This window comes from Acidisoma cellulosilyticum (assembly GCF_020621385.1).
In the GTDB taxonomy this organism is placed as follows: domain Bacteria; phylum Pseudomonadota; class Alphaproteobacteria; order Acetobacterales; family Acetobacteraceae; genus Acidisoma; species Acidisoma cellulosilyticum.
On the sequence record NZ_JAESVA010000003.1, the window covers coordinates 257,990 to 281,561 of the forward strand.

Below are 23,572 nucleotides of genomic sequence, written 5' to 3' on the forward strand. Positions count from 1 at the left end.
GTGATTGGGTGACCTGATGCGCGGCGGTGCCGAGCCGGGCCAGTCCGGGCAGTTTGATCAGGCGACTAGTCATCCTCGGGATCCTGCCCCAAGGCAAGCCGAGACCGGCCCCTATTATCTTGAGCATTTCACGCAGGTGCTCTGCTCCGTGGCGAGCCGCTACGGCTTTCTGCTGTCGGACGCAGAGCGCCAGCATATCGATTGCCTGCATGGGTTGAGCCAACCGTCGCGGATGCTCTATGCCCGGCTTGTCAATCGCCGCGGTCCCTGTTTTCGGGTGGACAAGCTAAGCTATCCTGAGTTGCCGATGCTGGAGACGGCATTGGCGGAGTTGCAAAATGCGCGGCTGTTGCGGGGATGCTCACCGGATAAGGATTTAGGCGACAAGCGCCCTCTCCTGCGTTGCTTTACCCTGCCTGAGCTGACGACCGAGTTGCGGCGCCAAGGTGTTTCACCGCCAAACCGGCGCGCGGCGCTGCTGGACTGGCTGCACGCATCGGACGGTCAAACGGACCTTCTCCGCACCCTTCTCGGTCGCTACCGGGTGATCCGCCTGGGCGAGACGGACCCCTGGAATTTCCTGCGTTTCCTGTTTTTCGGCGAATTGCGGGACAACCTGTCCGATTTCGTGATCCGCGAGCTTGGCTTTCTGACCCCCGAAGACATCGCGCCTGATCAGCTCGCGCCCCTTTTCCGCAGCCGCGCCGAAGCCCGGGACGCCTTCCATATGGCGGGTCTCTATGCCGAATTCCGAACCATCAGGGGCGTGCAAAGCGCTCGTGACACCCTGTATTGGTGGCAACACCAGGGCGTCACCCGTGACGCCCTGGCAGCCGGCCAGGAGAGCTTCGACCGCCTGATCGACCGGCTGGGACGGAGGCTGGAGCGGGAAGGCGAGCCTGCCCTGGCCCTCGCCCTCTATGCCACGAGCCAGCATGGCATGACCCGAGACCGGCAGGCCCGGCTTCTCATCAAGGAAGGCCGCCGCGCGGAGGCGACCCAGCTTGCCGAAGCCATGGCGGAAGCGCCGCGCAACTCGGACGAAGCCTATGCGGCGCGACACCTGCTGCGTCGGCTGACCCAAGACCGCCGGACGAGCGATGCCCGCAGCCTGCAAAAACTCGGCCGCGTCGTCCAATTGCAGACCACGTTCGTTTCGGTTGAATCGGCAACACTCGCCCATTACCGCGCTCTCGGCTGGGACGGCGTTCATGCCGAAAATTGGCTATGGAACGCGACTTTCGGCCTTCTGTTCTGGGATATCATCTACGATCCCGGCCTGGGTACTTTCCATTCTCCGCTGCAAACGGCGCCATCCGATCTTTATGATCGCGATTTTTTCGCCCGCCGGGAAAGCCTGATCGAGAAGCGCTTGATAGACTTGCAGCAAGATCGCGAGGCGCAATTCGTTGCGACATCGACCTTTAATCTCAAACGCGGTTTGACGAATCCGTTCGTTCCTTGGCAGGACGATATTCTGACCTACGTGCTGATCCTGATAGACCGATTGCCACGTCCCGGCCTTGTTTCGGTGCTTCGACGCATGGCGCAGGATGTGCTCCACCATGGGCGTGGCTTCCCGGATCTGTTTCTCTGGACCGCCGAGGATTACAGTTTTGTTGAAGTAAAATCCAAGACGGATCAACTATCGGCAGCGCAATATGAATGGCTTGTGTTCTTCAAGAAAAGCGGCATTTGCGTCCATATCGATAATGTTTTGCAAGCCTGACGCATCAACGCGCTCTAATTTTCATTCAGATCGTTTTAATATCAAAAAATCCACAGAGGTTTTCCGATCTAACTTAGTCTGGCATCTTCTTACCTATTTAGACCGAAGCCTTGCTACCGTTTCTGCTGATTGACGTCGCGAGGAACCGGTTGCTAGAGCTATGCTGCACTGCATCAGCCAATTCTGTAACGAGGTCTCTTGCCCATGCCCCGTAAGCGCTTTCTGGTGACCGGGGGCGCCGGCTTCGTCGGCAGCCATCTCGTCGCCGCTCTTCTGGAGCGGGACGCCGATGTCACCGTGCTCGACAACCTCTCGCTGGGCCATCGGGCGGCGGTGCTGCCCGGCGCCAAGCTTGTCGTGGCGGATCTCTCGGATAGCAGGGCGGTTGACGACATTCTGGGCGACGGCCCCTGGGATGCCGTGTTTCACTTCGCGTCACTGTCACTGGTCGGGGAGAGCATGAAGCTTCCCTTCAAGTATCTGCTCGACAATGGCGTCAACGGCATGAAGCTTATCGAGGCCTGCGTGCGCCATAAGGTCTCGCGCTTCGTTCTGTCCTCTACGGCCAATCTCTTTGGCACGCCGGAGCGTATTCCGATCGATGAGGCCGTGCGCATCGAGCCGCATTCGCCCTACGGCGAAAGCAAGTTCATGATCGAGCGCGCCTTGCATTGGGCCAATGAAATCTACGGCTTGCGCAGCGCTTGCCTGCGCTACTTCAACGCGGCCGGCGCCGACGCGCGCGGCCGGATCGGTGAAGACCACGACCCGGAAACTCATCTGATCCCGCTGGCGATCGACGCGGTTCTTGAGCGTCGTCAGGCTCTCGCCATCTTCGGTGACGACTATCCGACACCGGACGGCACCTGCATTCGCGACTATATCCATGTCGAGGATCTGGCCGATGCCCATATCCGCGTTCTGGACCAGCTGACCCATCGCAGCGTGCGCTACAATGTCGGCACCGGGCGCGGCTATTCGGTGACGGAAATCATCTCATCCGTCAGCCGCATCGCAGGCCGGCCGGTTCCGGCCTATCAAGCGCCAAGACGATTGGGGGATCCGGCCGTGCTGATCGCGGGTGCCGAAGCGCTGCGTGCCGATACCGGCTGGTCACCGCGCTATACGGATCTCGACGCCGTGGTGGAAACCGCCTTCCGTTGGCGGGACTCTCATGCCAAGGGCTATAATGACCGCAAGCCGGTCGAGGCTGCCCTGGTCTAACGAGTTAGTCTGCCGCTTCTATCCTGCCGGCTTGGGCGCTTTTCCCTTTGCGCGCGGCGCCCTTGCGCGACCCTGGTCAGCCGTGCCTATCTAGGCACTGAAATCCCCAGGATAATCCTGACTACGAGGTCTTAATTGAGGCGCGCGCTTAACCTCAACTGGGTCCGGAGCTTTGAAGCCTCGGCCCGGCTGCTCAGCTTCACCAAGGCAGCGTTGGAACTGGGGCTTACTCAGGCCGGCGTCAGCCAGCATATGCGCATGCTGGAACAGCAGCTGGGCGAGCGTTTGTTCGTGCGCCTGCCACGCGCCGTGCGGCTGACGGATGCGGGAGAGGCCTATCTGCGCGTCGTGCGCGAAAGCCTTGAGCGGCTTCGGCTCGGCACCTCCGATATTTTCGGCTCCGGCAGCGAAGGCGCCGTCAGGCTGCGGGCCGAACCCGGCTTCGTCTCCTACTGGCTGGCCCCGCGCATCAAAGCCTTCCTGTCCAGCTATCCCGAAATATCCCTGCAAATCGCTCCCTTCGTGCAGGGTATCGACACCGATTGGGATGAGTTCGATATCGAGGTCAGCTTCGACAGCGACCGCATGCCCGGGCTGGACGCAATCGCGCTGATGGATGATCCCATTTTCCCGGTCTGCGGACCACAGATCGCTGGCTGCCTGAACACGCCGAAAGACCTGGCGACCGAGCATCTGCTGCATGTCGCCGGGCAAAGGCGGGGCTGGTCCGAGTGGTTGGCGCTGGCGAAGATTGTGCCCCACGCGGAAACATCGGTCCTGCAGATCGATTCCATGGAATCGGCCATGGCCTTTGCCGAACAAGGGATCGGGGTTGCGCTCAGCCACGGCTCGTTCGTCGAACCTCTCCTGAAGCAAGGACGACTTGTCCGGCCCTTTCCAGCGCCTTTGGAGACGATCGGGATTTTCTATCTCATCACGCCCAGCGCTTTTCCGCTCCGTCGCCAGGCAAGGCTGTTCCGGGACTGGCTGCTGGCCGAGGGTGCCAAAACCGCCGCGATCTAGACTCCGTCAGGTTTTGATGGAAGCCAGACCGTTTGCCTGTCTGCGCTGATCGGCGGAAGACAGCTCAGGCTGCGCGACGATCCAGCCAATCCGCCGCACGATGATGGGCGCCTGACGGCAGAGGCTGTTTGGGATTCATCAGCCAATGCACGACATCGAGGGTGACGGTGCTGCCCGCCAGATCGCGATGCAGCAGGTGATAGCCGTCAGGGTAATAGGCAAACACGCGATGGCCGCGGCGCTTCTTCTGCTCCAGCCGCCAGCAAGTCGCCATGGCGCGCTTCGGAACCAGTTGGTCCTTGCCGCCATACAGGAACAAGGTCGGCGGCCGGTGATGGCTGGCAGAGCCGAGGGCCGCGTCCATCAGGTCGGCGAGGCCCTTCAGCGCATAGATGCTGGCCGAAGGCCGCCGCAGGCTCGGGTGGCGCATCGCCTTGATGGCTTCGTGATTGTCGCTCGGCTTGATGCCCAGCCGATCCGCGCTCAACCGAAGCCAAGGGATCGTCTTATGCGCCCACCACAGCGACAGGCGATGGAGTGCGGCCATTTCCGTCCGGCCCCAGACGGCCGGCGCGCTCAGCACATAGCCGGAAACGGCGAGGTCCGGGTTGCGGGCCGCGAGCACCATCAGAACGGCAGCGCCCATGCTCTCCCCGGCCAGGAACAGCTTCGCCCTCGGGAAACGCGCGCGCACCACCCGCACCATCTGCTCCGCATCGGCGACCAGCGGCTCGGTTCCATGCCAGTGGCCGTTGCCGGGTGCGGCGCCAAAGCCGCGCTGATCGGGCGCTATGATCGCGATGCCCGAGGCGGTGAAATGGGCGGACGGCGCTTCCCAGGCATCGGCACTGTCATTGATGCCGTGCAAAGCGAGGACCACGGTATGCGGCGCATCCTGCGGCAGCCATTCCCGAAACGGCAGCATCACGCCGTCGGCCATGGCGAAAGCGCCATCGATTTTCCGCGGCCGCGCCGCCTGCGCCCAGGCTTTATTGCCGCGCTTCGCCCGAACAAAACCAGGGAAGGCGCGAACACCAAGCCGGTCTGGCGTCGGGAAGGCTGCGATATTGCCGTGGGGGTCTTGCATGATCCCTTCTGGCTAGCATCGCGACGGGCGGCGGCATAGGAAAAATGACATGATACTGTCACATGGCGGCATCACGAGGATTCCGGCTTGCGGCGCGGGCCGGCGCCCCCAAAGCCAGATCCCATCAGGCGAAACCGCCTGATGGGAGAATTTGCATTCTCAATCCGACAGCTGAAATCGGCCGGATGTCAGCCTTCGCCGGACGGCGCCTTCTCGTCTCCTGCCTCCGGCCTTGTGCGGCGCTCATCCATGAACTGGTCGAATTCCGCCTTGTCCTTGGCAAAGCGCAGGCGGTCCAGAAAGCTGGTGAATTCCGCCTGCTCTTCCTCCAGGCGGCGTAGGGTCGCCGTCCGGTAATCATCGAAAGCCTGGTTACCGCTTGACCGGCGGGCAGAACCGCCCGGTCCCCCGCGCTGACCCCAGGGTCCGTTCCGGCCGCCGCCCCAGCCGCCACAGCGGAAACGCTGGCCGCCGCCGGCGCCACCATTGGGTTCCATGCCGAATAGCACGCGCCCCAGGCGCCTGTTCCAGATCGCCAGACACAGCAGCGCGATGCCGAGAGGCCACCACAGCATGAAACTGACAATCGCACCCGCTACGAGAAGAGGCCGCGAAATGTGCCAGAGCGCATAGGCTCGGTCATCTTGCAGCCAGGTCGGGCCTTGCCCGAAAACGCCTTGGTTCGCCGCGCCAGACATAGGTTTTAGGCTCCATGTTAATGTAAGGCACATTTACATTAGGATCGAATGGCGACAGCGTCAAGAAGGTTGCTGATCGGCACTGGGACTATCGGCTGCCGCCGGCGAGGCTGCCGCCCGCCAGGCCGAGGCTTTGCAGGTAGACGAGGATACCGGCTTCCAGCAGATCGTCCGGCGACATCGGCAATGTGCGGCGGCTGCCGTCCCGTCGCCCGAACAGCGCCGCGACCCCATGCGCCATGGCCCAGAGATGCAAAGCCACCATCAGCGGCGGCGGTCGCTCGCCCTTCGGCAGACCAGATGCGACGGCCTCCGCCGCCTCGCGCATCACCGCAAAAGCGCGCTCGCTGGCGGAGAGCAGGCCGGCATGGTTTTCGGGGTTGAGCCTTGCCTCGAACATCGCGGCATAAAAGGCCGGTTCGCTGCGCGCGAAATTGAGATAGGCGCGGCCGATGGCTTCCAGCCCGCGCACAGGCGTCGGCCGACCGCCGGCCCAGGCGCGCAGCAGCGCCTCCGCCAGGTGCTCGTAACCGCGCAGCGCCACTTCGGCGAGCAGGGTTTCGGCATCCCGAAAATGGCGATAGGGCGCGGCGGGACTGACGCCCGCCCGCCGCGCCGCCTCAGCTATGGTGAAAGCCGCAGGCCCCCCTTCGGCAATCAACACTTGCGCCGCTTCGATCAGCGCTTCGCGCAGATTGCCGTGGTGATAGCCCCGCCTTTGACCAGACCAGTTCATTCCCGCCCCTTACGACAAGATGGGCGGTTTGGCACGCCCTCAGACGCTCTGGCTTTCCGTGAGGTAAAGGCTGCCGCCGCGATCCCGGAACTCCTCGCTTTTCTGGTCCAGCCCCGCAAGCCGCTCGGCCTCCGCCTGCAGATCCTGGGAAATCCGCATGGAGCAGAATTTCGGCCCGCACATGGAGCAGAAATGCGCGGTCTTATGCGCCTCCTTCGGCAGCGTCTCGTCATGGAAGGCCCGCGCGGTGTCCGGGTCCAAAGACAGGTTGAACTGATCCTGCCAGCGGAACTGAAAGCGCGCGCGGCTGACCGCATGATCGCGAATCTGGGCCGCCGGATGGCCCTTGGCGAGATCCGCCGCATGGGCCGCGATGCGATAGGTAATGACGCCGGTCTTCACATCGTCGCGGTTCGGCAGCCCCAGATGCTCCTTGGGCGTCACGTAGCATAGCATCGCCGTGCCGAACCAACCGATCATCGCGGCCCCGATGGCGGAGGTGATATGGTCGTAACCCGCGCCGATATCGGTCGTCAGCGGCCCCAGCGTATAGAAGGGCGCTTCGCCACATTCGCGCAGCTGCTTCTCCACATTCACCTTGATCTTGTGCATCGGCACATGGCCGGGGCCTTCGATCATGACCTGGCAACCCTTGGCCCAGGCGATTTTCGTGAGTTCGCCCAAGGTTTCCAGCTCGGCAAATTGCGCCGCGTCATTGGCGTCCGCGATCGAGCCCGGACGCAGACCGTCACCGAGCGAGAAGGAGACGTCATAGCGTCGCATGATGTCGCAGATCTCGGCGAAATGCTCATACAGAAAGCTCTCGCGGTGATGCGCCAGACACCAGCGCGCCATGATCGATCCCCCGCGGGAGACGATGCCCGTCACGCGCTTGGCTGTCAGCGGCACATGATGCAGGCGCACGCCGGCATGGATGGTGAAATAATCCACCCCCTGCTCCGCCTGTTCGATCAGCGTATCGCGGAACACCGCCCAGCTCAGCCGCTCCGGCTCGCCATCCACCTTTTCCAGCGCCTGATACAGCGGCACGGTGCCGATGGGCACGGCAGCGTTTCTGATAATCCAGCCACGGATATTGTGGATATTGCGGCCGGTTGACAGGTCCATGACCGTATCCGCGCCCCAGCGCGTCGCCCAGACCAACTTTTCCACCTCATCGGCCACTGAGGATGTCACCGCCGAATTGCCGATATTGGCATTAACCTTGACCAGGAAATTGCGGCCGATGATCACCGGTTCCAGTTCCGGGTGATTGATATTGGCGGGGATAATGGCGCGGCCGGCGGCAATTTCAGCGCGCACGAATTCGGGCGTGATGAAATCCGGAATGGACGCGCCGAAATCCTCGCCATCCGCCCGGCGCAGTGCGGCGTCATGCAAGGGCTGCGAACGGCCGAGGTTTTCCCGGTGCGCCACATAGCGCATTTCTTCGGTGATGATGCCGGCACGAGCGAATTCCAGCTGCGTGACGAAGGACGCAGCCTCACCATCCCTGACGACATGCTCTGCGGGACAAGGTGCGACGAGAAAGCGCCCTTCCGCAAAGCCATTGTCTTCCGGCTTCACGTCGCGCGGCACGGCCGGCGCAAAGCCACGCTTTGCGAACCAGCCGTCCCGCCGCTTCGGCAGGCCTGCGGCAAGATCGATCGCCACACTCACATCGGTATAAGGCCCCGATGTGTCATAGACCCGCACAGGATCTTCGCCTGCGCTCGGGTCGAGCGCGATCTCCCTGAACGGGACTTGCAAATCTGGAAAAGTCTCAGGCGCGGAATAGCGCTTTTGCGACCCCGTTATCGGTCCTGTTGTGACAGACAGGGCAAGGGGCGCCAGATGATTGTCGGGCATAACACCTCCTCACCGAGCGAGAAGATGGAGCGGCCGAAAACAAGGGCACAATCGATAGAATAAGGGCGCCTGCCTTCACCGTACCAGTCCCTCCGCCGGCATAATCCGGATCAGGTTCCCCGGCGCACCCGAAGGCTTGCCGGCAGGGTCACCGCGCTGCCTTCCATCCGGAAGCGCCAGCGGTATCTCAGCCCCTTGATGGGGGCCCCCCTTGGTAATCGGAAGCATGAGCCCGCGTCGGCAGGGCTGTCAACAAGCCTGGCGTCAGCCCTCCGGCGGGGCTTCGCAGATATCGACCCATTGCCCGCCGACAAGCTCGGCCAGACGCTGCGGCGAAATGCGCAGAGCCGCGTTGATGGAACCCGCCGCCGGCACGACTTCGGCGAAAGCCTGCAAGGAGAGATCACAATAGACCGGCAGCGGGTGCGGCAGGCCAAAGGGGCAGACGCCGCCGATCGGATGACCGGTCATCTCCACCACCTCCTCGGCGTTCAGCATGCGCGGCTTGCCGCCCAGAATGGCCTTCGCCTTGCGGTTATCCAGGCGCGTTGTCCCGCTCGTCACGATCAGCAGCGGCCGGTCGCCGACGCGCAAGCTCAAGGTCTTGGCGATCTGCGCCGGCGCCACGCCATGCGCCTCCGCCGCCTGCGCCACCGTCGCCGTCACGCTCTCAAGCTCGATGACGGCGATATCCGGAGCCTTCTCCGCCAGAAAGCGACGCACAGCCTCAACAGTCATTCGTCCCACCCTTATACGACCACCGAAAAACTATCCCGTGTAGAACCGCCGACCGCAACCGGCGGCCGTCACGCCTTATTCATCTAGATGTCAAAAAGATTGAGGGATCTTCGGGCTAGAGAGCCAGCAACCGCGCGCCCACCGTCACAAGGCGCCGATGCGAAGGAATCCGTCACTATGCGCAAACTGCTCCAGGGCGCCGCCTGCACGGCGCTGTTCGGCTTGGCGTCCTTGATCGCGACCGGCGCCGCGGCACAAGCCGCCAGCCCCTGCCCGAACGGCGTCATCCGTTACGGCGTCATCCCGTCCGATGCCTCGGCCGCCTTCGTGCCGCTGTATCACAAGATCGCCCACCTGATCAGCGTCCAGATGGGTTGCCCGGTCGATCTCGAAGTCGGCACCAGCTACAATGCGACCATCGAAGCCATGCGCGCCGGCAAGGTCGATGCCGCTGAATTCGGCCCGCTGAGCTATGTCCTCGCTCACCAGCTCGCCGGTGCCGAAGCCGTTTCCACCTATGCGAATGCCAAAGGCGAGCCCGACACCTATACCGCCAGCGTCGTCACCTGGCCGAATTCCGGCATCACCACCTTGAAGGGCGTTGCCGGCCATACCTTTGCCTATTCCGATCCGGCTTCGACCTCCGGCCATCTCTTCCCGGCCTTTGCGCTGAAATCCGCCGGGATCGATCCGGACCACGGCGTCACCGCGATCTATGCCGGCAGCCATACGGCCAGCTACGAAGCCCTTCTGCATCACAAGGTGCAGGCCGGTGAGATGAACAGCCCCGAGATCCTGTCCGCGACCTATGCCGGCATCTACGATCCGAAGGACTTCGTCGTCCTCTGGACCAGCCAGCCCATCCCGCAGGATCCGATCACCGTGCGTGATAACCTGCCGCCGGCCTTCAAGGCGAAGCTGAGCGATGTGCTTGCGCATCTCGACCTCAGCAGCATCCCTGCCGCCGAGCGCAAGGTCGTCGGTCTTTCCGGGAACGGCTATATCCCGATCAACGACTCCGCCTTTGACGGCATCCGTAGCCTTGTGACGGTGCTGCATCTTGACCTTGCCAAGCTGGCTTCGTGAGCAAACCGCTTATTGAGGTTTCCGGTCTGGCCATGCGCTACCCCACGGGGCGCATGGCTTTGACGGATACAAGCCTCACGCTGAATGCCGGCGAGTTGGTCGTCATTCTTGGCGCCAATGGCTGTGGCAAATCGACGCTGCTCCGCTGCGTCGCCGGCATATTGCAGCCGACCGCCGGGCAGGTCCATGTCGCGGGCGAGCCGATGACGGCCCTTGCGGGTCGTCCGCTCGCCGAAGCGCGCATGGCGCTTGGCATGGTGTTTCAGAACGCCAATCTCGTGAAACGCCGCAGCGTCATCGCCAATGTATTGACCGGCACGCTCGGCCGCCATCGCAACTGGAAGACCGCTTTGGGCCTTCTGCCGAAGGCCGAACGCCCCTTCGCGCAGCGTTGCCTGGAGGAAGTCGGCCTCGGCAGCTTTGCCGAGCAACGCGCCGGCACGCTTTCGGGCGGTCAGGCGCAACGCGTCTCCGTGGCCCGCGCCCTGGCCCAACGGCCTTTGGCTTTGCTGGCCGATGAGCCGGTGGCAAGTCTGGACCCTGAAGCTTCCGAAGAATTGATGGGCCTGCTGCGGCGTCTGGCCCATGAAGACGGGCTCGGCGTGCTGTGCGTGCTGCATCAGCCCGATCTCGCCCGCCGCCACGCCGACCGTATCCTTGGCATGAAGGGCGGCCGCGTCCAGTTCGACCAGAAGCCAGCGGATGTGCAGGAGGTTGATGTTTCATCCCTCTACACCAAGCCCGCGCCGGAGGCATTGCCCGCATGAATGGTTTCGCACTGAAGACGGTGCCGGCCCCGTCCGAGAAGGGTTCTGCGATGCCCCGCCGGCGCCTGAACCCGCTCACCTTCCTGTTCATTTTTCTCGGCATCGCGCTGTTTTTGCAATCCGCGATCGTTGTCCACGCAAGGCCGCAGGATCTGATCACGGGGGCCGCCGGTATCGCCGATATTCTGCGCCGGTCCTTTCCGCCGGATTTCGCAGGCCTGCCGGATGCGCTTTGGCCGGCGCTTGAGACGATCGACATGGGCCTGTTCGGCACCGCCATCGCCCTCGTCTTCGCACTGCCGGTCGCGCTGCTCGCGGCCCGCAATACCACGCCGGCCAAGCCGCTCTATTTTTTGTCGCGCGGCCTCATCGCTCTCGCCCGCGTGGTGCCAGATCTGGTCTGGGCACTGATTTTCGTGACCGCCGTCGGCCTCGGGCCGTTTCCCGGCGCGCTCGCCATCGTCATCCATAGCCTGGGCATGATGGGGCGGCTGTTTGCCGAAACCATCGAGGATATCGACATGGGACCGGTGGAGGCACTGACCATGACCGGCGCCGGCCGCTTGGCCGTCTTCAGCCATGCCGTCGTGCCGACGGTCATGCCCTCGCTGCTCGGCATCACGCTCTATCGCCTGGACGAGAATATCCGCTCATCCCTTATCCTCGGCTTCGTGGGCGCCGGCGGCATCGGTTTCCAGCTACTGACGGCGATGAACCTGTTTCAGTATCGCACCGTGTCCATGCTGCTGATCCTGACCTTCATCATCGTGGTGGGCGTGGAGCGCATCTCCGCTGCCTTGCGGCAGCGGATTGCGTAACGGCCCCGCATCAATGCAGGCGGGCAGCGCCTTCGGCCGAGAGATAGGCCAGCTTGCCGCCCGCGATCGTGGCGACCACATGCGGCGCCGGGTCCCGGCTGACGATCACCATATCGGCGCGCAGACCCTGTGCGATCCGGCCACGATCGGTCAGGCCCGCGGCGGCAGCGGGATTGGCCGAAATCAGCGCCCAGCGCGCCGCCAGACCATCCTGGCCGTGACGGTCCGCCAGGATGAAAGCCGCCCGCAGCATCGCCGGGTAGAAGTAATCGCTCGTCAGGATCTGGCAGAAACCGGCCTCGACCGTCTCGGCCGCGCCCGACCAGCCCATATGCGATCCGCCGCGCACGACATTGGGGCTGCCCATGATGACGCTGTCGCCGGCCTCGGTCGCTGCCTTTGCGACCTCGGTGCTCATCGGGAAGTCCGAGATGCGAGCGCCCATCGCGCGAAAGGCGTCACGATCCGCGACACGCGCGTCATCATGGCTCGCCATCGGAATGCCGGCGCGCTGGGCTGCCTCGGCCATGCGGGCCAAGGCCGCCGGCACCTCATCGGCGCGCGTGCCGATGGCATTGGCAAGGTCGCGGAAGGCGTCAAGCTTCATGCCCGCACGCTCGCTGTATTTCGCCCCGGTCGCCGCGTCGGCCATCTTTCGCAGAATGCCGGGCGTATGGTCGTTGAAGGCGAGCAGATGGACCGCCCCCTGTTCGATCGCTGCGAGCGCGAGGTCGAGCGCCGGCAGATTGAAGGCCTCCCAGCGCAGATGGATGCGCATGTCGCAACTCTGACGCGGGCGGTTTGCGGCCAGCGCCGCCAGCAGGCTGGTCCAGGTTTCGGCGCTGCGCAGCCCCTTCTCCCAGGACAAGGTCACGCCATGGAAGGTCGTGGTGATGCCATTGGCGAGCAGTTGCGCCTCGGTCTCGGCCACCGCCAGATCCATCGGGAAGCTGACGCCGGGACGCGGCTGCACTTGCCGTTCGAAGGCATCGCCGTGCAGGTCGATGATACCGGGCAGAACCAGCAGACCCGTGGCGTCGAAGCGTCGTTCGGGGCCGGAAATCTCGGCAATGACGCCGTCCTGCACACCAATATCGGCGGTAACCAGACCTTGGTCGGACAGCAATGCCCGTCCGCCGGTGATCGCAAGTTCCATGACTTAGCCTTCCTTTTTCGTCGCCCGATCGATGTCAATCGATTGTCATTGACTTTAGCCGGGCCGGTCGTAATGTCTAGACGTCTAGATGAATTCTGGGTGACGATGTTGACACAGGACTTCTTGAACCGCCGCCGCACATGGATGGCGACCCTTGCCCGGGCTGACCGCTCGGCGATCGAGGCACAACTATCGGCAGAACCCGCCTTGCCGGACCACACCCGTCTGCGCGGCCCGGAAGCCGGTCTCGTTATGGTGCGTGGTCGTATGGGCGGCAGCGGCGCGCCCTTCAATCTCGGAGAGATGACGGTTACGCGCTGCACCATCCGCAATGCGCGGGGCCAGATCGGCCATGCCTATATCGCCGGGCGCGACGGCCAGAAGGCGGAACTGGCGGCCGCACTCGATGCGGCCTTGCAGGACCCCGAAGACGGCGCTGGGCTTGAGGCGCGCGTCATCGCGCCCTTGGCCGAGGCCTTGGTCCAGGCAGACAATACGATACGCGCCGAGGCCGAGGCCACGCGCGTCGATTTCTTCACTTTGGCGACGATGCGGTCATGACGCTCGAAAAACCCGGCTTTATCGATCCCGTCGCCGAGGCGCAGGCCTGCTTCCGCCTGGTGCTGCGCACCATGTCCAGCCCCGGCCAGATCGTCACGCTCGCCAACCCCGTCGCCGCGCCACCATTGACCCCCGCCACGGCCGCCGTGCTGCTGACGCTGGTCGATGCCGAAGTCTCGCTCTGGCTGGACGAGCCCCTGGCCGATAGCTGGGACTGGCTGGCCTTTCATGCCGGCGTGGTGCGTGCGACGGATATCGGCTCGGCCGCTTTCCTATGCACGACGAGGCTGCCGCCGCTGGCCGAGGTCTTTGCCGGCACGGACGCCGCGCCGGAAACCGGTGCGACCATCATCCTCCAGGTGCCTTCCCTTGAAGGCGGCAAGAAGCTGACCCTCTACGGGCCGGGGCTGGAGACGCCGATCGTCATTGCACCGCAGGGCCTGCCCGCGGATTTCGTTGCCCAATGGGAGCAGAACCACCGCATTTTCCCGCGTGGTATCGATCTGCTGCTTTGTGCGGGTTCTTCATTCTGTGCCCTGCCGCGTAGCGTCAGGATCGGGGAAGGCTGAAACAATGGCTTATGTTGCCGTCAAAGGGGGTGAGCGTGCGATCGACGCCGCTCATGACTGGCTCGCGCGCGTCCGGCGTGGAGCGCCGACCGTTCCTGAAATCAAGACCGACCAGATCGCCGAGCAGCTCGGCCGCGCCGTCGATCGCGTCATGGCCGAAGGCTCCTGCTATGACCGCGATCTCGGCGCACTCGCCGTCAAACAGGCGCAGGGCGATCTGATCGAGGCCGCCTTCCTGCTCCGCGCCTACCGCACCACGCTGCCGCGCTTCGCCTCCTCCCTGCCGGTGGAGACGAGCGCGATGCTGATCCATCGTCGGATCTCGGCGATCTACAAGGATCTGCCGGGCGGCCAGGTGCTAGGCCCGACCTATGACTACACGCATCGCCTGCTGGATTTCGCACTCGCGGCCGAAGCCGATAGCGGCGTGGCGCCGGCGGCACCGCTGCCGCCTGCCGAGCCGGATCAGACACCGCCGGCCGTGACGCCGCGCGTGCTCGACATGCTCCACGCCGAAGGGCTGATGGGCGCAGAACCGCAGAGCGACGCGACGCCGGGTGACATCACGCGTGAGCCCATGTCCTTTCCGGCCGAACGCGATATCCGGCTGCAGGCGCTCGCCCGTGGCGACGAAGGCTTTCTGCTCGCCCTCGGCTATTCCACCCAGCGCGGCTACGGCAATAGCCATCCCTTCGTCGGCGAGTTGCGCATGGGCGATGTCTCGGTCGAAATCGAACCGCCCGAGCTCGGCTTCGCCATCGATATCGGTCGCATCACGCTTACCGAATGCGAGATGGTCAATCAATTCGGCGGGTCTAAGACGGAACCCCCGCAATTCACCCGCGGCTATGGGCTGTGTTTCGGCCATGGCGAGCGCAAGGCCATGGGCATGGCGCTGGTTGACCGCGCCATGCGCGCCGAGGAATTGGGGGAGGACGCAACGGCGCCCGCGCAGGACATTGAATTTGTCCTGTACCACAGCGACAATATCGAGGCGACCGGCTTCGTCGAACATCTGAAGCTGCCGCATTACGTGGATTTCCAAAGTGAACTCGAAACGATCCGCGAGATCCGGCGCACATCTCAAAATTCTACGGATGCCGCGGGAGAGCCGCTATGAACGGCTATAACTTCGCCTATCTGGATGAGCCGACCAAGCGCATGATCCGCCGCGCCATCCTGAAAGCGGTCGCGATCCCCGGCCATCAGGTGCCCTTCGGCGCAAGGGAAATGCCGCTGCCATATGGCTGGGGCACCGGCGGCATTCAGGTGACGGCCGCTATCCTCGGCGCGGACGACGTGCTGAAGGTGATCGACCAAGGTGCGGATGACACGACGAACGCTGTTTCCATCCGGCGCTTCTTCTCCCGCGTCGCCGGGGTTGAAACCACAACGCGGACAAGGGATGCCAGCGTCATTCAGACCCGCCACCGCATTCCGGAAACGCCGCTGCGGGATGATCAAATTCTCGTCTATCAGGTGCCGTTGCCGGAACCGCTGGCGAAGCTGGAACCGAGCCGGGCGGAGACCAAGCAGATGCATGCGCTGGCCGATTACGGCCTCATGCATGTGAAGCTGTACGAGGATATCGCGCGCTTCGGCCATGTCACCATCTCCTATGATTATCCGGTGATGGTGAATGACCGCTATCTCATGTCGCCTTCGCCCATTCCGGCCTTCGATACGCTGAAGATGAACCGCATGCCGGCGCTTCAGCTATTCGGCGCCGGGCGGGAGAAGCGCATCTATGCCGTGCCGCCCTATACGACGGTCCGGCCGCTGGATTTCGACGATCATCCCTTCGCGCTGATCCGCGCACCCCATGCCTGCACGCTCTGCGGTGCGACCAACAGCTACCTGGATGAAGTCGTGACCGATGATCGCGGCGGCCGCATGTTCATCTGTTCGGACACCGATTACTGCGCGGACAGACGCGGCGATGCCGCGAGCGAAGGAGATGCGGCATGACCCTTCCTCTGCTTGAAGCGCATGACCTTCAGCTCAATTTCGGGTCTATCCGCGCGCTCGACCATGTCTCCATGGCGCTTTGGCCGGGCGAGGTTCTGGCCATCGTCGGCGAAAGCGGCTCCGGTAAAACCACGCTGCTGAAAGTGCTCTCGGGCAGCGAAAGCCCGGATCACGGCCAGGTTCTCTACCGCGATCCGGAATTGGCGCTGCACGACGTCCACGCCATGGCCGCCCCCCGACTGCGCGCTTTGCATCGCTCGGACTGGGGTTTCGTCCAACAGAATCCGCGCGATGCCTTGCGCATGGGCGTCTCCGCCGGCGGCAATGTCGGTGAGCGTCTCATGGCCCAGGGCGCGCGCCATTACGGCTCGATCCGTTCGTCCGCGCTCGACTGGCTGCGCGAGGTCGAAATCGACCCGCAGCGGATCGACGATCTGCCGCGTACCTTTTCAGGCGGCATGCTGCAGCGCCTGCAGATTGCCCGCACGCTGGCGACCCATCCGCGCCTTGTCTTCATGGATGAGCCGACCGGCGGGTTGGATGTCTCGGTCCAGGCGAGATTGCTTGACCTTATCCGTTCCCTGGTCTCCCGCCTCGGCCTCGCCGTCATTCTGGTGACGCATGATATCGCGGTCGCGCGCCTGCTCGCCGGACGCATCCTGGTGATGCGCCGCGGTCAGGTGGTCGAGACGGGCCTGACGGATCAGGTGCTGGACGATCCGCAGCATCCCTATACGCAGCTTCTCGTCAGTTCGGTGCTTCAGGCATGATGAACACGGCCGGCCATCCCATGCTGAAAACCCATGGCCTCAGCAAATCCTTCACCCTGCATCTGCAGGGCGGCACCACCATGCCGGTGCTGGAGAATGTCGAGCTGACCGTCAATTCCGGCGAATGCGTTGTTCTGTCAGGGCCGTCCGGCGCCGGCAAATCCACCCTCATGCGCAGCCTTTACGGCAATTATCGCGTCGGCCAGGGCAGCATTCTCATCCGTCATCGGGATGATTGGGTCGATCTGGCCCAAGCCGATCCCCGCCGCATCCTAGCCGTGCGCCGCGATACGCTCGGCTATGTCAGTCAGTTCCTGCGCGTCGTGCCGCGCGTGCCGACCATCGAAATCGTGGCCGAGGCGCTGACCATCCGCGGCGCGGATCACGCGGAGGCGATCACCCGCGCGCGCAGCCTGCTGCTGCGCCTCAACCTGCCGGAGCGGTTGCACGGCCTGCCCCCGGCCACCTTTTCAGGTGGCGAGCAGCAGCGTGTGAACCTCGCCCGCGGCTTCATCGGCGGCCATCCGATTTTGCTGCTGGATGAGCCGACCGCCTCACTTGATGCTATCAACCGTGACGCGGTCGTGGGATTGGTGGCGGAGGCGAAAGCCGCCGGCACCGCGATCCTCGGCATCGTTCATGATACGCCGACGCGCGACGCCATCGCTGATCGTCTTTTTAAACTTTACCCCGCCCAGATGGCTGCCGCATGACCCAGATTGTTCTGACAAACGCCACGATCATTCTGGAGGATGACAGCCTTCGCGGCACTGTCGTGGTGCAGGACGGCGTGATCCGGGACATCGTCTACGGCAAGGTCGTGGCCGCCGGCGCCGTCGATCTTGACGGCGATATTCTGATGCCCGGCATCATCGACCTGCATACGGATAATCTGGAGCGGCAGGTGCTGCCGCGCCCCGGCGCGCGCTGGCCGTCGCGCTCGGCCTTTCTGGCGCATGACGCGCAATGCGCGGTTGCCGGTGTCACCACCGTGTTCGATGCGCTTTGCGTCGGCAATCTCAATTTCGACAATGAAGATCGCATCCGCACCTTCCAGGACGGCGTCACGGATCTGACGGCACTCGCCGAAACCGGATTGTTCAAAGCCGATCACCTGCTGCATCTGCGCTGCGAAATGCCGGCGACGGATATGCTGCGCCTCGCGGCCCCGGTGCTGGATCATCCGCTGACACGCATGGTCAGCCTGATGGACCATACGCCCGGCGTCGGCCAATACGCGGATTTGGAGCGTTTCCGGCAACGCCGCGCGGTGGACGGCACCTCGCTCGCCCAAGTCGATGCGGAGATCGCGGAATTACAGGCGCAGCGCACCCGTCTGCGCGCGCCCAATCGGCAGGCCCTGCTGGAACTGGTCCGCGCCCGCAACCTCGTCATCGCAAGCCATGATGATGAGACGATCGAGGAGATCGAGGCCAATGTCGCCGACGGCATCGGCATCAGCGAATTCCCGGTGAGGCTGGCGGCCGCCAAGCGCGCGAAGGCGCTGGGCATGACCGTCATCGCCGGCGCGCCCAATATCGTCCGGGGCGGATCGCATTCGGGCAATGTCTCGGCCGCCGACCTGATCGCGGCAGATGCCGTGGATGCTCTGGCCTCGGACTACGTGCCCCCCGCTTTGCTGGAAGCGGCCTTCGCCATCGCCGATAGCGGCGTGCCGCTGCACCGGGCCATCGGCTTCGTGACCTCTGGCCCCGCTCGCATGGCGAGGCTTGACGATCGGGGGCGCATCGCCCCGGGTCTGCGCGCCGATCTGGTCCAGGTGCGCCGCGTCGGCTCGCTTGCCGCCGCCGTCGCGGTCTGGCGCCAGGGCCAACGCGTCGCATGAGCGGGCTTCTGGTCCTCGTCGTCGGCCCCTCAGGCTCCGGCAAGGATACGCTGCTGGCGGGCGCCGCCGCCGCGTTGCAGGACGATCCGCGCTTCGTCTTCGCCCGCCGCACCGTGACGCGGGAAGCGGCGAATGAGGATCATGACACGGCGTCCGTGCCCGCATTCCTGGCGCGCCAGGCAGCCGGCGATTTCGCGATCACCTGGGAAGCGCATGGGTTGCATTACGGCGTCCCGGCCCAGAATCTGCGCGCGCTCGCCGATGGACAAACCGTCGTCATCAATGTCTCCCGCGCTGTCATTGCCGAGGTCGCCGCGCGCTTCCCGGTCGCGGTTGTGGAAATCACCGCGCCGATCGCATTGCGCAGCCAGCGCCTCGCCGACAGGCATCGCGAGACGGCCGCCGATATCGCCGAGCGGCTGTCGCGCGAAGTGCCGCTGCAGGCCGAGCGCCTGCACAGCATCGTCAATGACGGCAGTATCGCCGAGGGCATCGGCGCCCTGGTGCGGTTGTTGAAGGACCTGCAGCCCGCCCTCTGTCGCTGACGCTTTCCATCCGCGGCGTGACTTGCGATGGTCGGCGGATCACCGCAAAGGACTTGCCGCATGAGCCATGAAACGGGCGTCTTTCGCCTCGGCGATCTCACGCTGGAGTCGGGGAAAATTCTGCCTGACGCGCAGATCACCTGGGCCAGTTACGGCAAGCTCTCGCCTGCCCGCGACAATGTCATCGTCTACCCTACCAGCTACGGCGCGCAGCATACCGGCACGCAATGGGCGATCGGAGCGGACAGCCTGTTCGATCCGGCGCGCTGGTTCGTCGTCATCCCCAATATGTTCGGCAACGGCCTTTCCTCCAGCCCTTCGAATACGGAAAACTACCCGGATCTGGTCACGACCGCCGATAACGTGCTGGCGCAGCGGCGGCTGCTGGCCGAGGTTTTCGGTGTCGATCAGGTGGCGGCGGTCTACGGCTTCTCCATGGGCGCGCAGCAGGCCTATCACTGGGCAGCACTCGCGCCCGAAGCCGTCGCCCGCGCCATCATCGTCTGCGGCAGCGCGCGGACATCGCCCCATAATCAGGTCTTCCTGGCATCCCTGATGGCGACGCTGGAGGCCGCCCCCGAGCATCTGGGCCAAGGCCGCTTCTCGGCCGAACCGCTGGCCGCCCGTCGCGCCTTCACCCGCATCTATGCCGGCTGGGCGATGAGCCAGGCCTGGTATCGCGCCGGGCTGCATCTGTCCTCGACCGGGGCTGCCAGCCTGGACGAGTTCCTGGACAAGCATTGGGGACCGGGTTTTTCGCTGGCCGCCAGCGATCTCTATGCCCAGCTTCGCACCTGGTATGCCGGCGATATCAGCGCCAATCATTTCTACGGGCAGGATCTGACGGCGGCTTTGTCGGCGATCCAGGCGCGGGTTCTGCTGATGCCCGGCGAGACCGACCTCTATTTCCCGCCCGAGGATAATGCGGTCGAGGCAAGCTCCCTGAAACACGGCGTTCTCAAGCCGATCCCAAGCATCTGGGGCCATGTCGCCGGCGCGCCATCCAACCTGCCGGAGGAGAAGGCTTTCCTGCGTGCGGCGGTACGGGACTGGCTAGAGCATTAACAGACCCTAACGTGCCTTCCGCCGGTCCGGTCGGCTAAGGCAAGTCCTCAACATCCGAGGACTCTCCGAATTATGGCTGATTTTCACACAGCGCTGCGCCGCTTCATCGGCAATACGCTGTATGAGACCTTCGAGCATATCGTCATGCTGGTGCTGACGCTGGTCATCGTCATCCTCATCGGCTTCGCGACCTGGCATCTGGTTCTGGCGACGATCGGCCTCATTCAGGCAGGCGAACTCGACCCGGCCAATCCGTCCGTCTATCCGGCGGTCTTCGGCATGTTCTTCACCGTCCTGATCGGGCTGGAGTTCAAACGCTCCTTCCTCATCGTGACCTCCAGCCAGGCCAGCATCGTCCGCATCCGCTCGATCATCCTCATCGGGCTTCTGGCGACGCTCAGAAAATTCATCGTGATCGATCTGAAGGAGATCAATGTCGGTGAGACGATCGCGGTCGCCGCCGCGATCCTCGCCCTTGGTCTGGTCTATTGGCTGGTGCGTGACCAGGAACGACGGTCGCACGAAGATCAGGCGACCGACGCACCGCTTGGTTGAACGCCTCAGGCGGCGTCGGGGCGCGTAGCCCACGCCCAGGCTCTCCTGTAGAGAATAAAGCCTCAGTCTTCCAAGCCAAGGAGCCATAAGGCCGTGCTACGTTTCATCGATCCCGTTCTCTCCCCTGACCTTCTCGCCGTTTTGCGCGAAATGGGTCATGGCGACGAAATCGCCATCGTCGACTGCAATTTCCCCGCCGCCACGATGGGGGAGCGCGTCCTGCGCGCCGACGGCGTCTCCGCCACCCATCTGTCGGAGGCGATCCTCAAACTCATGCCGCTCGACGATTTTGTCGAGGAAACTGCCTTTGTCATGCGTCAGGTTCATGCCCCCGACGAGCTTGCGCCGGTTTGCGTGGAGTTCGAGGGACTGGTCAAGCAATACAGCGAAGACCGGTTCGGCGTCGTCGCCGTGGAACGGTTTGCCTTCTATGAGCAAGTGCGCGGCTGCTTCGCGGTCGTTCAGACAGCCGAGCGTCGCCTATACGGCAATCTCATTCTCAAGAAGGGCGTTCTGCGTCCCGGCGAAGGCTAACGACTCGAGTTCGCGCGCGGGGATGCGGGTTGCGACAAATTTGTCGCCCCTGCATTCGCCGCGCCGCAGCAAAAACGCGCATCACAAGGCTTTGAAATCGGCCCGGTTTCACCGAAAAACGTAAATATCTCTGTCCGATACAAAATGTTGTTGATGAAAATCCCGAAGCCATTGCGCTAGGCTCAATTGCTGCCGCCAAACTTTCCTGAACTGGCTGTAGCCAAAGGAGAGTTGACGACAGCACCTGCCCCCCAAAACGGCTGGAGAGAGCGCATTATGGATAAACCGCACGACGTCTTCTCGCTGCATGCGACCCTTCGGGACCGCACGCGCGAGGTCGAGATGAGCCTTGCGGACTATCTCAAAGCCTGCCGAGACGATCCGCTTTGCTATGCAAGCCCGGCGGAACGCATGCTGCGGGCGATCGGCGAGCCTGAAATCATCGATACGTCGCGAGAATCGCGACAAGGCCGTATTTTCCTCAATCGCACGATCCGCGTGTACCCGGCTTTTGCCGAGTTTCATGGCATGGAAGAGACGATCGAACGCATCGTCGGCTTCTTCCGCCACGCGGCCCAAGGGTTGGAAGAACGCAAACAGGTTTTGTATCTGCTCGGCCCCGTCGGCGGCGGCAAATCCTCCCTCGGTGAGCGGCTGAAATCGCTGATGGAAAAAGAACCGATCTATGTGCTGAAAGCAGGGGACGACATCAGCCCTGTGTTTGAAAGCCCGCTCGGTCTTTTCGATCCTGACAGCATGGCGCAGACCCTGCTTGAAACCTATAATATCCCTCGCCGCGTGCTGACCGGCATTGCCAGCCCCTGGGCGCTGAAACGGCTGGAGGAATGGGACGGCGATCTGGAGCGTTTCCGCGTCGTGAAGCTGTACCCGTCGCGCCGCAAACAGGTTGCCATCGCCAAAACGGAACCGGGCGACGACAATAATCAGGATATCTCGGCCCTCGTCGGCAAGGTCGATATTCGCAAGCTCGAAACCTATAGCCAGAACGATCCGGATGCTTATGGCTTCTCCGGCGGGTTGAGCCGCGCCAATCAGGGCATGCTCGAATTCGTCGAAATGTTCAAAGCGCCGATCAAGATGCTGCACCCTTTGCTGACGGCGACGCAGGAAGGCAATTACATCGGCACGGAGAATATCGGCGCCATTCCCTTCCAGGGCGTCATCCTCGCGCATTCGAACGAAGCCGAGTGGCAGAGTTTCCGCAACAACCGGACCAACGAAGCCTTCCTTGATCGTGTCTGTGTCGTGAAAGTTCCCTACTGCCTACGCGTGACCGAGGAGAGCAGGATCTACGAGAAGCTGATCGCAGGCTCCGCGCTCGTCGAGGCACCCTGCGCGCCGCATACGCTGGAAATGCTGGCGCGGTTCGCCGTGCTGTCGCGTCTCAAGCCGCATGCGAATTCACGGCCCTTCGCCAAGATGCGCGTCTATGACGGGGAAAATATCCGCGAGACGGACCCCAAAGTGAAGACGATGCAGGAATACAAGGATGCTGCCGGCGTCGACGAAGGGATGGACGGCATCTCCACCCGCTTCGCCTATAAGGTCCTGTCCGAGACCTTCAACTATTCCTCGGTCGAGGTGGCGGCGGACCCCGTGCATCTGATGTATGTGCTGGAACAGTCGATCCGGCGCGAGCAATTCCCGCCCGAGACGGAAGCCGCCTATATCGCGACCATCAAGGATGAACTGGCATCGCGTTACGCCGAATTCATCGGCAATGAGATACAGAAGGCCTATCTCGAAAGCTATGGCGACTATGGTCAGAACCTGTTCGACCGGTATCTGGACTATGCGGATGCCTGGATCGAAGATCAGGACTTCAAGGATCCGGATACCGGGCAAATGCTCAACCGTGAGTCTTTGAATGGAGAACTGACCAAGATCGAAAAGCCGGCGGGCATCGCGAACCCCAAGGATTTCCGCAACGAGGTCGTGAAATTCGCGTTGCGCACGCGGGCGAATAATGGTGGTCGTAACCCGTCCTGGACCAGTTACGAGAAAATCCGCGAAGTCATCGAAAAGCGCATGTTCAGCCAGGTCGAAGATCTGCTGCCCGTCATCAGCTTCGGCTCCAAGAAAGATAACGAGACCGAGCGCAAGCATAATGATTTCGTCAGCCGTATGACCTCGCGCGGTTATACCGAGCGCCAGGTCCGCCGGCTGGTGGAGTGGTATATGCGCGTGAAACAGTCAGCGTGAGCCAA

The 23,572-nt window shown here is 63.3% G+C and carries 24 protein-coding genes; 18 read left to right on the plus strand and 6 right to left on the minus strand.

What is annotated here, in order from left to right; all coding sequences use genetic code 11:
- Nucleotides 1–16: 16 nt before the first annotated feature.
- The 3 genes from ACELLULO517_RS09890 to ACELLULO517_RS09900 all read left to right on the plus strand — a co-directional run bounded on the left by ACELLULO517_RS09890 (nucleotide 17) and on the right by ACELLULO517_RS09900 (nucleotide 3,976).
- Nucleotides 17–1,729, plus strand: a complete 1,713-nt coding sequence (locus ACELLULO517_RS09890) for a VRR-NUC domain-containing protein (RefSeq protein ID WP_227307202.1) — start codon at nucleotides 17–19, stop codon at nucleotides 1,727–1,729.
- 204 nt (nucleotides 1,730–1,933) lie between these two features.
- On the plus strand, nucleotides 1,934–2,953 hold the full coding sequence (galE, locus tag ACELLULO517_RS09895; protein ID WP_227307203.1) for a UDP-glucose 4-epimerase GalE: 1,020 nt from the start codon (nucleotides 1,934–1,936) through the stop codon (nucleotides 2,951–2,953).
- A 135-nt stretch (nucleotides 2,954–3,088) separates the two neighbouring features.
- Nucleotides 3,089–3,976 carry a LysR substrate-binding domain-containing protein gene (locus tag ACELLULO517_RS09900; RefSeq protein ID WP_227307204.1) on the plus strand — a complete coding sequence of 296 codons (888 nt, stop codon included), beginning with the start codon at nucleotides 3,089–3,091 and terminating at the stop codon, nucleotides 3,974–3,976.
- 64 nt (nucleotides 3,977–4,040) lie between these two features.
- Here the strand turns inward: ACELLULO517_RS09900 and ACELLULO517_RS09905 are convergent, their stop codons facing one another.
- The 5 genes from ACELLULO517_RS09905 to ACELLULO517_RS09925 form a co-directional block, all read right to left on the minus strand.
- A complete protein-coding gene (locus ACELLULO517_RS09905) occupies nucleotides 4,041–5,063 on the minus strand; it encodes an alpha/beta fold hydrolase (protein WP_227307205.1) in 1,023 nt (340 codons plus the stop codon).
- A gap of 188 nt (nucleotides 5,064–5,251) precedes the next feature.
- Nucleotides 5,252–5,761 (minus strand): DUF2852 domain-containing protein, encoded by a 510-nt coding sequence (locus ACELLULO517_RS09910; RefSeq protein WP_227307206.1) that lies wholly within the window; start codon nucleotides 5,759–5,761, stop codon nucleotides 5,252–5,254.
- 88 nt (nucleotides 5,762–5,849) lie between these two features.
- Nucleotides 5,850–6,497 carry a TetR/AcrR family transcriptional regulator gene (locus ACELLULO517_RS09915; protein ID WP_227307207.1) on the minus strand — a complete coding sequence of 216 codons (648 nt, stop codon included), beginning with the start codon at nucleotides 6,495–6,497 and terminating at the stop codon, nucleotides 5,850–5,852.
- Nucleotides 6,498–6,536: 39 nt separating this feature from the next.
- On the minus strand, nucleotides 6,537–8,366 hold the full coding sequence (gene thiC, locus ACELLULO517_RS09920; protein ID WP_227307208.1) for a phosphomethylpyrimidine synthase ThiC: 1,830 nt from the start codon (nucleotides 8,364–8,366) through the stop codon (nucleotides 6,537–6,539).
- Between the two features lie 264 nt (nucleotides 8,367–8,630).
- Entirely contained in the window at nucleotides 8,631–9,104 is a 474-nt protein-coding gene (locus tag ACELLULO517_RS09925; RefSeq protein WP_227307209.1) for a YbaK/EbsC family protein, read from the minus strand.
- Between the two features lie 177 nt (nucleotides 9,105–9,281).
- Between ACELLULO517_RS09925 and ACELLULO517_RS09930 the strand changes: the two genes are divergently transcribed.
- Genes ACELLULO517_RS09930 through phnE form a run of 3 tightly spaced genes read left to right on the plus strand, consistent with a single transcriptional unit; the run spans nucleotide 9,282 to nucleotide 11,775 of the window.
- Nucleotides 9,282–10,190: a phosphate/phosphite/phosphonate ABC transporter substrate-binding protein gene (locus ACELLULO517_RS09930; RefSeq protein WP_227307210.1), complete on the plus strand. Its 909-nt coding sequence runs from the start codon at nucleotides 9,282–9,284 to the stop codon at nucleotides 10,188–10,190.
- Nucleotides 10,187–10,957: a phosphonate ABC transporter ATP-binding protein gene (locus ACELLULO517_RS09935; RefSeq protein WP_227307211.1), complete on the plus strand. Its 771-nt coding sequence runs from the start codon at nucleotides 10,187–10,189 to the stop codon at nucleotides 10,955–10,957. Before ACELLULO517_RS09930 ends, ACELLULO517_RS09935 begins: the two co-directional genes overlap by 4 nt.
- On the plus strand, nucleotides 10,954–11,775 hold the full coding sequence (gene phnE / locus ACELLULO517_RS09940) for a phosphonate ABC transporter, permease protein PhnE (protein WP_227307212.1): 822 nt from the start codon (nucleotides 10,954–10,956) through the stop codon (nucleotides 11,773–11,775). Before ACELLULO517_RS09935 ends, phnE begins: the two co-directional genes overlap by 4 nt.
- A 10-nt stretch (nucleotides 11,776–11,785) precedes the next feature.
- On the opposite strand, the gene ACELLULO517_RS09945 is transcribed toward phnE, so the two are convergent.
- Nucleotides 11,786–12,931, minus strand: a complete 1,146-nt coding sequence (locus ACELLULO517_RS09945; protein ID WP_227307213.1) for an alpha-D-ribose 1-methylphosphonate 5-triphosphate diphosphatase — start codon at nucleotides 12,929–12,931, stop codon at nucleotides 11,786–11,788.
- Between the two features lie 105 nt (nucleotides 12,932–13,036).
- On the opposite strand from ACELLULO517_RS09945, the gene phnG reads away from it, so the two are divergent.
- The 12 genes from phnG to ACELLULO517_RS10005 all read left to right on the plus strand — a co-directional run bounded on the left by phnG (nucleotide 13,037) and on the right by ACELLULO517_RS10005 (nucleotide 23,567).
- Entirely contained in the window at nucleotides 13,037–13,492 is a 456-nt protein-coding gene (gene phnG, locus ACELLULO517_RS09950) for a phosphonate C-P lyase system protein PhnG (RefSeq protein ID WP_227307678.1), read from the plus strand.
- Entirely contained in the window at nucleotides 13,489–14,061 is a 573-nt protein-coding gene (gene phnH, locus ACELLULO517_RS09955; RefSeq protein WP_227307214.1) for a phosphonate C-P lyase system protein PhnH, read from the plus strand. Before phnG ends, phnH begins: the two co-directional genes overlap by 4 nt.
- 4 nt (nucleotides 14,062–14,065) lie before the next feature.
- Nucleotides 14,066–15,181 (plus strand): carbon-phosphorus lyase complex subunit PhnI, encoded by a 1,116-nt coding sequence (locus tag ACELLULO517_RS09960; protein WP_227307215.1) that lies wholly within the window; start codon nucleotides 14,066–14,068, stop codon nucleotides 15,179–15,181.
- Entirely contained in the window at nucleotides 15,178–16,029 is an 852-nt protein-coding gene (locus tag ACELLULO517_RS09965) for an alpha-D-ribose 1-methylphosphonate 5-phosphate C-P-lyase PhnJ (protein ID WP_227307216.1), read from the plus strand. Before ACELLULO517_RS09960 ends, ACELLULO517_RS09965 begins: the two co-directional genes overlap by 4 nt.
- The gene (phnK, locus tag ACELLULO517_RS09970; protein ID WP_227307217.1) at nucleotides 16,026–16,799 is read left to right on the plus strand and encodes a phosphonate C-P lyase system protein PhnK; all 774 of its coding nucleotides are present in this window, start codon (nucleotides 16,026–16,028) and stop codon (nucleotides 16,797–16,799) included. Before ACELLULO517_RS09965 ends, phnK begins: the two co-directional genes overlap by 4 nt.
- Nucleotides 16,796–17,512 carry a phosphonate C-P lyase system protein PhnL gene (gene phnL, locus ACELLULO517_RS09975; RefSeq protein WP_406566254.1) on the plus strand — a complete coding sequence of 239 codons (717 nt, stop codon included), beginning with the start codon at nucleotides 16,796–16,798 and terminating at the stop codon, nucleotides 17,510–17,512. The genes phnK and phnL overlap by 4 nt, the downstream gene beginning before the upstream one ends.
- Nucleotides 17,509–18,645, plus strand: a complete 1,137-nt coding sequence (locus ACELLULO517_RS09980; protein WP_227307218.1) for an alpha-D-ribose 1-methylphosphonate 5-triphosphate diphosphatase — start codon at nucleotides 17,509–17,511, stop codon at nucleotides 18,643–18,645. The genes phnL and ACELLULO517_RS09980 overlap by 4 nt, the downstream gene beginning before the upstream one ends.
- A complete protein-coding gene (gene phnN / locus ACELLULO517_RS09985) occupies nucleotides 18,642–19,190 on the plus strand; it encodes a phosphonate metabolism protein/1,5-bisphosphokinase (PRPP-forming) PhnN (RefSeq protein WP_227307219.1) in 549 nt (182 codons plus the stop codon). Before ACELLULO517_RS09980 ends, phnN begins: the two co-directional genes overlap by 4 nt.
- A gap of 60 nt (nucleotides 19,191–19,250) precedes the next feature.
- Entirely contained in the window at nucleotides 19,251–20,255 is a 1,005-nt protein-coding gene (locus tag ACELLULO517_RS09990; RefSeq protein WP_227307220.1) for an alpha/beta fold hydrolase, read from the plus strand.
- 72 nt (nucleotides 20,256–20,327) lie between these two features.
- A complete protein-coding gene (locus ACELLULO517_RS09995; protein WP_227307221.1) occupies nucleotides 20,328–20,810 on the plus strand; it encodes a phosphate-starvation-inducible PsiE family protein in 483 nt (160 codons plus the stop codon).
- 93 nt (nucleotides 20,811–20,903) lie between these two features.
- Entirely contained in the window at nucleotides 20,904–21,344 is a 441-nt protein-coding gene (locus tag ACELLULO517_RS10000) for an RbsD/FucU family protein (protein WP_227307222.1), read from the plus strand.
- Nucleotides 21,345–21,620: 276 nt separating this feature from the next.
- Complete coding sequence (locus tag ACELLULO517_RS10005; RefSeq protein WP_227307223.1) at nucleotides 21,621–23,567, plus strand: PrkA family serine protein kinase; 1,947 nt, start codon at nucleotides 21,621–21,623, stop codon at nucleotides 23,565–23,567.
- Nucleotides 23,568–23,572: the final 5 nt, after the last annotated feature.

Bases quoted from the DNA above. Each gene is read 5' to 3' on its own strand.
- ACELLULO517_RS09965 (WP_227307216.1), top strand. From the start codon at position 15,178: ATGAACGGCTATAACTTCGCCTATCTGGATGAGCCGACCAAGCGCATG.
- phnG (WP_227307678.1), top strand. From the start codon at position 13,037: ATGTTGACACAGGACTTCTTGAACCGCCGCCGCACATGGATGGCGACC.
- ACELLULO517_RS09995 (WP_227307221.1), top strand. From the start codon at position 20,328: ATGGCTGATTTTCACACAGCGCTGCGCCGCTTCATCGGCAATACGCTG.
- ACELLULO517_RS09910 (WP_227307206.1), bottom strand. From the start codon at position 5,761: ATGTCTGGCGCGGCGAACCAAGGCGTTTTCGGGCAAGGCCCGACCTGG.
- phnN (WP_227307219.1), top strand. From the start codon at position 18,642: ATGAGCGGGCTTCTGGTCCTCGTCGTCGGCCCCTCAGGCTCCGGCAAG.
- phnE (WP_227307212.1), top strand. From the start codon at position 10,954: ATGAATGGTTTCGCACTGAAGACGGTGCCGGCCCCGTCCGAGAAGGGT.
- ACELLULO517_RS09890 (WP_227307202.1), top strand. From the start codon at position 17: ATGCGCGGCGGTGCCGAGCCGGGCCAGTCCGGGCAGTTTGATCAGGCG.
- ACELLULO517_RS09905 (WP_227307205.1), bottom strand. From the start codon at position 5,063: ATGCAAGACCCCCACGGCAATATCGCAGCCTTCCCGACGCCAGACCGG.
- phnH (WP_227307214.1), top strand. From the start codon at position 13,489: ATGACGCTCGAAAAACCCGGCTTTATCGATCCCGTCGCCGAGGCGCAG.
- ACELLULO517_RS09930 (WP_227307210.1), top strand. From the start codon at position 9,282: ATGCGCAAACTGCTCCAGGGCGCCGCCTGCACGGCGCTGTTCGGCTTG.
- ACELLULO517_RS10005 (WP_227307223.1), top strand. From the start codon at position 21,621: ATGGATAAACCGCACGACGTCTTCTCGCTGCATGCGACCCTTCGGGAC.
- phnL (WP_406566254.1), top strand. From the start codon at position 16,796: ATGATGAACACGGCCGGCCATCCCATGCTGAAAACCCATGGCCTCAGC.
- ACELLULO517_RS09945 (WP_227307213.1), bottom strand. From the start codon at position 12,931: ATGGAACTTGCGATCACCGGCGGACGGGCATTGCTGTCCGACCAAGGT.
- thiC (WP_227307208.1), bottom strand. From the start codon at position 8,366: ATGCCCGACAATCATCTGGCGCCCCTTGCCCTGTCTGTCACAACAGGA.
- ACELLULO517_RS09925 (WP_227307209.1), bottom strand. From the start codon at position 9,104: ATGACTGTTGAGGCTGTGCGTCGCTTTCTGGCGGAGAAGGCTCCGGAT.
- ACELLULO517_RS09960 (WP_227307215.1), top strand. From the start codon at position 14,066: ATGGCTTATGTTGCCGTCAAAGGGGGTGAGCGTGCGATCGACGCCGCT.
- ACELLULO517_RS09990 (WP_227307220.1), top strand. From the start codon at position 19,251: ATGAGCCATGAAACGGGCGTCTTTCGCCTCGGCGATCTCACGCTGGAG.
- galE (WP_227307203.1), top strand. From the start codon at position 1,934: ATGCCCCGTAAGCGCTTTCTGGTGACCGGGGGCGCCGGCTTCGTCGGC.
- phnK (WP_227307217.1), top strand. From the start codon at position 16,026: ATGACCCTTCCTCTGCTTGAAGCGCATGACCTTCAGCTCAATTTCGGG.
- ACELLULO517_RS09915 (WP_227307207.1), bottom strand. From the start codon at position 6,497: ATGAACTGGTCTGGTCAAAGGCGGGGCTATCACCACGGCAATCTGCGC.
- ACELLULO517_RS09980 (WP_227307218.1), top strand. From the start codon at position 17,509: ATGACCCAGATTGTTCTGACAAACGCCACGATCATTCTGGAGGATGAC.